Source organism: Methylophaga sp. UBA1464, assembly GCF_002325665.1.
In the GTDB taxonomy this organism is placed as follows: Bacteria; Pseudomonadota; Gammaproteobacteria; order Nitrosococcales; family Methylophagaceae; genus Methylophaga.
On the sequence record NZ_DCSO01000096.1, the window covers coordinates 34,560 to 38,962 of the forward strand.

General features: G+C 44.8%; 6 protein-coding genes. 5 read left to right on the plus strand and 1 reads right to left on the minus strand.

Annotated features, from left to right (window positions below):
- Nucleotides 1-1,000 (minus strand): THUMP domain-containing class I SAM-dependent RNA methyltransferase (locus B3O33_RS13230; protein WP_292363800.1); only part of this gene is annotated, 1,000 nt, incomplete at its 3' end.
- Nucleotides 1,001-1,049: 49 nt separating this feature from the next.
- Between B3O33_RS13230 and yhbY the strand changes: the two genes are divergently transcribed.
- From yhbY to B3O33_RS13255, 5 genes are all read left to right on the plus strand, one after another.
- Nucleotides 1,050-1,343 (plus strand): ribosome assembly RNA-binding protein YhbY, encoded by a 294-nt coding sequence (yhbY, locus tag B3O33_RS13235; RefSeq protein WP_292359533.1) that lies wholly within the window; start codon nucleotides 1,050-1,052, stop codon nucleotides 1,341-1,343.
- 31 nt (nucleotides 1,344-1,374) lie between these two features.
- Complete coding sequence (locus B3O33_RS13240) at nucleotides 1,375-1,968, plus strand: nitroreductase family protein (protein ID WP_292359535.1); 594 nt, start codon at nucleotides 1,375-1,377, stop codon at nucleotides 1,966-1,968.
- A gap of 30 nt (nucleotides 1,969-1,998) precedes the next feature.
- Entirely contained in the window at nucleotides 1,999-2,463 is a 465-nt protein-coding gene (locus B3O33_RS13245) for a pentapeptide repeat-containing protein (RefSeq protein ID WP_292359536.1), read from the plus strand.
- Nucleotides 2,464-2,555: 92 nt separating this feature from the next.
- Complete coding sequence (locus B3O33_RS13250) at nucleotides 2,556-3,530, plus strand: DUF481 domain-containing protein (RefSeq protein WP_292359538.1); 975 nt, start codon at nucleotides 2,556-2,558, stop codon at nucleotides 3,528-3,530.
- Between the two features lie 130 nt (nucleotides 3,531-3,660).
- Nucleotides 3,661-4,403 (plus strand): DEAD/DEAH box helicase (locus B3O33_RS13255; protein ID WP_292363812.1); only part of this gene is annotated, 743 nt, incomplete at its 3' end.

Here is a 4,403-nt window from a genome sequence, read left to right on the forward strand (position 1 = left end):
CATACAACTCATGTAATGCATCGGTGTCACCAATACGTTGGCCATAAGGCGGATTCGACACGACCAAGCCCACTTCCGGCAATGTTTGCGCCACCGTAGCCCAATTTTGCAGATCCCGATGAATGACCTGAATGCGATCACTGAGTCCTGCTGCTTCAATATTCGCCTGCGCCGCTGTGACAGCAGTTTTATCCTGATCTCCGCCCATGATCATCGGCAAACGTGCCAGACCACTTAAGCGCCGTCTTTCGGCATCAGCTTTTAATTGCTGCCAGGCAGTTTTATCGTGTTGTTTCCAATAAAGAAAACCAAAATAATCACGTTGCAACCCGGGTGCGATATCGGCAGCCATCAGGGCCGCTTCAATTAAAAAAGTACCGCTGCCACACATAGGGTCCAGCAATGCCCAACCTTCCCGAGCCAGCTTCGGCCATTCGGCTGAAAGCAAAATCGCAGCAGCCAGATGTTCTTTAATCGGCGCATTAGTTGGGCTGACGCGATAACCACGTTTATGCAGACTTTCACCTGACAAATCAAGGCTTACAATCGCCTGATTATGTTTAAGGTAAACATTGACCCGCAGATCCGGTTGATGCAAATCCACTGAAGGCCTTGTGCCGAACAGATCACGTAATCTATCCACGATGGCGTCTTTAACTTTCTGTGCACCAAATTGTGTGTGGTGGATTTTTGAACGAAAGCTATTAAAATCGACGGCTAAAGTGGTGTCTTCAGCATCAATATGCTGTTCCCAGGCCAGTTCTTTAATTCCGTTGTAAAGTTGCTCGGTCGTTTCGGCCGAAAAGTGGGCAATTGGCATCAAAACCCGGACCGCAACATGCGACCACAAACAGACCTGATAGGCTTCTTTGAGACTACCGGTAAAACGAATACTACCTGCTTCTGTTTTGTATTGTTTAATGCCGATTTGTTTGAGTTCTTCTTCGAGCAGAGGCAACATGCCACGAGCTGCAGTAACGGTGAACTTATGTTTAGTCATGAAACTATCCTGATATAATCACGGCATTTTAATACAGGTAGCCCTACTCATGGCAGTCAATGATAAACAACGCCGATATCTGAAAGGATTGGCCCATCCGCTAAAACCCGTTGTAATGGTCGGTAACGCCGGTCTTTCTGAAGCCGTTCTGGCCGAAATTGAAAATGCACTGGCTTATCATGAGCTGATTAAAGTACGCGTCAGCGGACAGGAAAAAACAGAGCGCAAGCAAATGCTCGATGAAATTGCGGAAAAAACCGGCGCAGATTTAGTCATGATGATTGGTCACATTGGTGGTTTTTATCGCCCGGCAGAAAAACCAGTCATTCAATTACCGCGTTAATCTTAGTCACTAAGCTATACGGGATATCATTTTGATTCAAAAACCCGCTGAAACTGAACAGAAACTCGCCAGCATTATCGCTGAGCGATGGAGTGGCAAGGCATTCGATCCAACACAAGCTGTAAGTGACGATACTATTACAGCCCTTTGTGAAGCTGCATTGTGGGCGCCCTCTTGTTATGGCGAAGCGCCATGGCGCTACATTATCTGCAACAGATTCAAAGATGAAATAAGCTGGCATAAGACACTGGACAGTCTCTCACCAGGCAATCAAACCTGGGCGGTTAATGCACCGTTATTAATTGTCACCGCTTCACGCCCCCAGTTTTCCCAAAACGAAAATGCGAACAGATGGAATGGCTATGATACTGGTGCTGCAAGTCTGAATATGTGCCTGCAGGCGACAGCAGCTGGATTGATGTCTCACCAAATGGGTGGCTTTGATGTCGACAAACTGCGTGAAGCCTTATCAATCCCATCAGAAATAAATCTGTGGTCGGTGATAGCGATTGGTTACCCTGCTCCACTTGATAGCTTGAGCACTGAAGCATTGGAACGGGAACTAAAGGCAAGAGAACGACGTCCTTTAAGCAAACATTTTTTTGAGAACCGCTGGACAGACTAACGCTAAATCAATGAAGTTGAGGGAAACATAATGAAATCAATGGTGATTATCACAGCCCTGAGTTTATGCAGTACAGCCGCCTTCGCCTACGATAAAATCTATCTTAAAAGGCTACTCGAACAAAACCAGTGCCATCACTGTGATTTAAGCGAAGCCCCCTTGGAAAATCATGATTTGCAAGGTGCGGATATGAGCGAAGCAAACCTCAAAGGCATCATCCTCACCAATGCGAATGTTAAAGGCGCCTGGTTTACTCACTCCCGTATGCACGGTGCTCAGCTGGAAGGTGCCAATCTCAGTAATTCATTAATGGATTACACCCAGTTAATTGATGCCAATCTGAAAAATGCTACCCTGGACGGAGCGCATTTAATCTTTTCCGACATGTCTGGTGCAGACTTAACTGGTGCATCAATGATTGGTGTACATGACAGAGGGATCAAATTCTGCAATACCACGATGCCCGATGGCACTGTAAACAATGACGGGTGTTAACATTTAGGGAAAAATTTCCCTTAAATATCAACTGACATTCGACCTGGTTATCGCTAGTATATGGCAGTCAAAATCTGCCATAGGAAATCATTTTGTTTCTGAAAAAAATCGTTTTTATTTGTTTACTGGCTCCTGTTATATCCCACGCAGCACCTGTCACATTGATTTTAACCAATGGTGACCGACTTCAAGGTGACTTATTAGAGCGTAATCAGGAATCTCTTACTATCAAACATCAGCTTCTCGGGGAAATGGTCATCAATACTAATACCGTTGCTGATATAAAAACCAACTATGAAGCTCTGGCTCAACAAACGCCATCCGAGCAAACGTCTGCCGCCCCCACTATCGAACCAGCTGAAATCGCTCAGGCAGAACCTGAAGATAACGGTTTATTTGGCACCGGCTGGCTATCTGATTGGGAAAGACGTTTCGATTTAGGCTTGGCAGGAAGTCGCGGAAAATCAGATAACAGTAAGGTAAACGTGGCATTCAATGCTGATCTTGCAACTGAAAAAACCCGTATTAACAGTCGCACGGCTTATTTCTATGCCAAGTCAGAAGAGGAAACTTCTGACAATAGCTTTTTTAGTTCAATTAACCGTGACTGGTTAAAACCAACCACACCCTGGTTTACCTTTGCCGGTGGACGTTTTGATATCGATCGATTCAAAGATTACGATTATCGTGTTAATGCCAATAGTGGTTTTGGTTATGAATTTGCCAACTCCGAAGACTTTTTATTCGTTGGTCGTTCAGGTGTGGGGTTTAATAAAACATTTGGTGGAGAGCGTCAGGAATTTACTCCTGAGGGGTTGTTGGGTCTTGAATCACGCTGGCGCATTAATGCAGCGCAACGCTTGGCACTAGCCAATACTTTTTACCCAAGCTTTGACTCTTTTGATGCATATCGTAATGTGACCACTTTTGACTGGATCCTGGATCTGGACGAACGAGCTGGCGTGGCATTAAAAGTCGGTATGTCCAATGAATACGATTCTGAAACGGAAGATGACATCAGTAAAAACGATTTCAAATATACTTTGTCACTTTCCTGGAGTCTGTAAAAGCACCTAACCAGACATAGTAGCGCCGGCTCTGTATGATATTTGCCGCTGGGACTATTAATGCGTACGGATAAATTGAAGATCAGTGAACAACCTACAGCAACAATTAAAGTCTCAGATAAAACAAACAATGATCGCCGACCAGCACAAGCTGCGTCGGCGGTTATTACAATTGCAGAAAAAATCCGCCAATGAAACTGAATGGCTGAATCTGCAGCAGCAAATTGAACGTTCAAACCAGCGCTATCAGCAACGTCTTAATAATATTCCGAAGCCATCATTGAATGCAGATCTTCCTGTTATAGAACGACGGGAAGACATCGCTAACGCTATTCAGCAAAATCAGGTCATCATTCTTTGTGGTGAAACCGGATCAGGTAAAACCACTCAGCTACCTCAAATCTGTCTGGATCTAGGCCGGGGTGTCGGCGGTCTGATCGGTCATACTCAACCACGACGAATTGCGGCAAGGACGGTTGCAACCAGGATTGCCGAAGAGCTTAAATCTGAAATCGGCGAAGTAGTCGGATATAAAGTACGTTTTCATGATCAGGTAAAAGCCGACAAAAGTTATATCAAACTGATGACAGATGGTATTTTGCTGGCTGAAACGCAGAATGATCCTTTTTTAAATCAATATGACACACTGATTATTGATGAAGCTCATGAACGCAGTCTGAATATTGATTTTCTGCTGGGCTACCTCAAACAACTGCTTCCCAAGCGTCCAGATCTGAAACTGATCATCACTTCAGCCACCATTGATACCAAAAGGTTTTCAGAGCATTTTAACAATGCGCCGGTGATTGAGGTCAGTGGCCGAACCTACCCTGTCGAAATTCGTTATCGTCCTCTATTGAGTCGCGATGATGA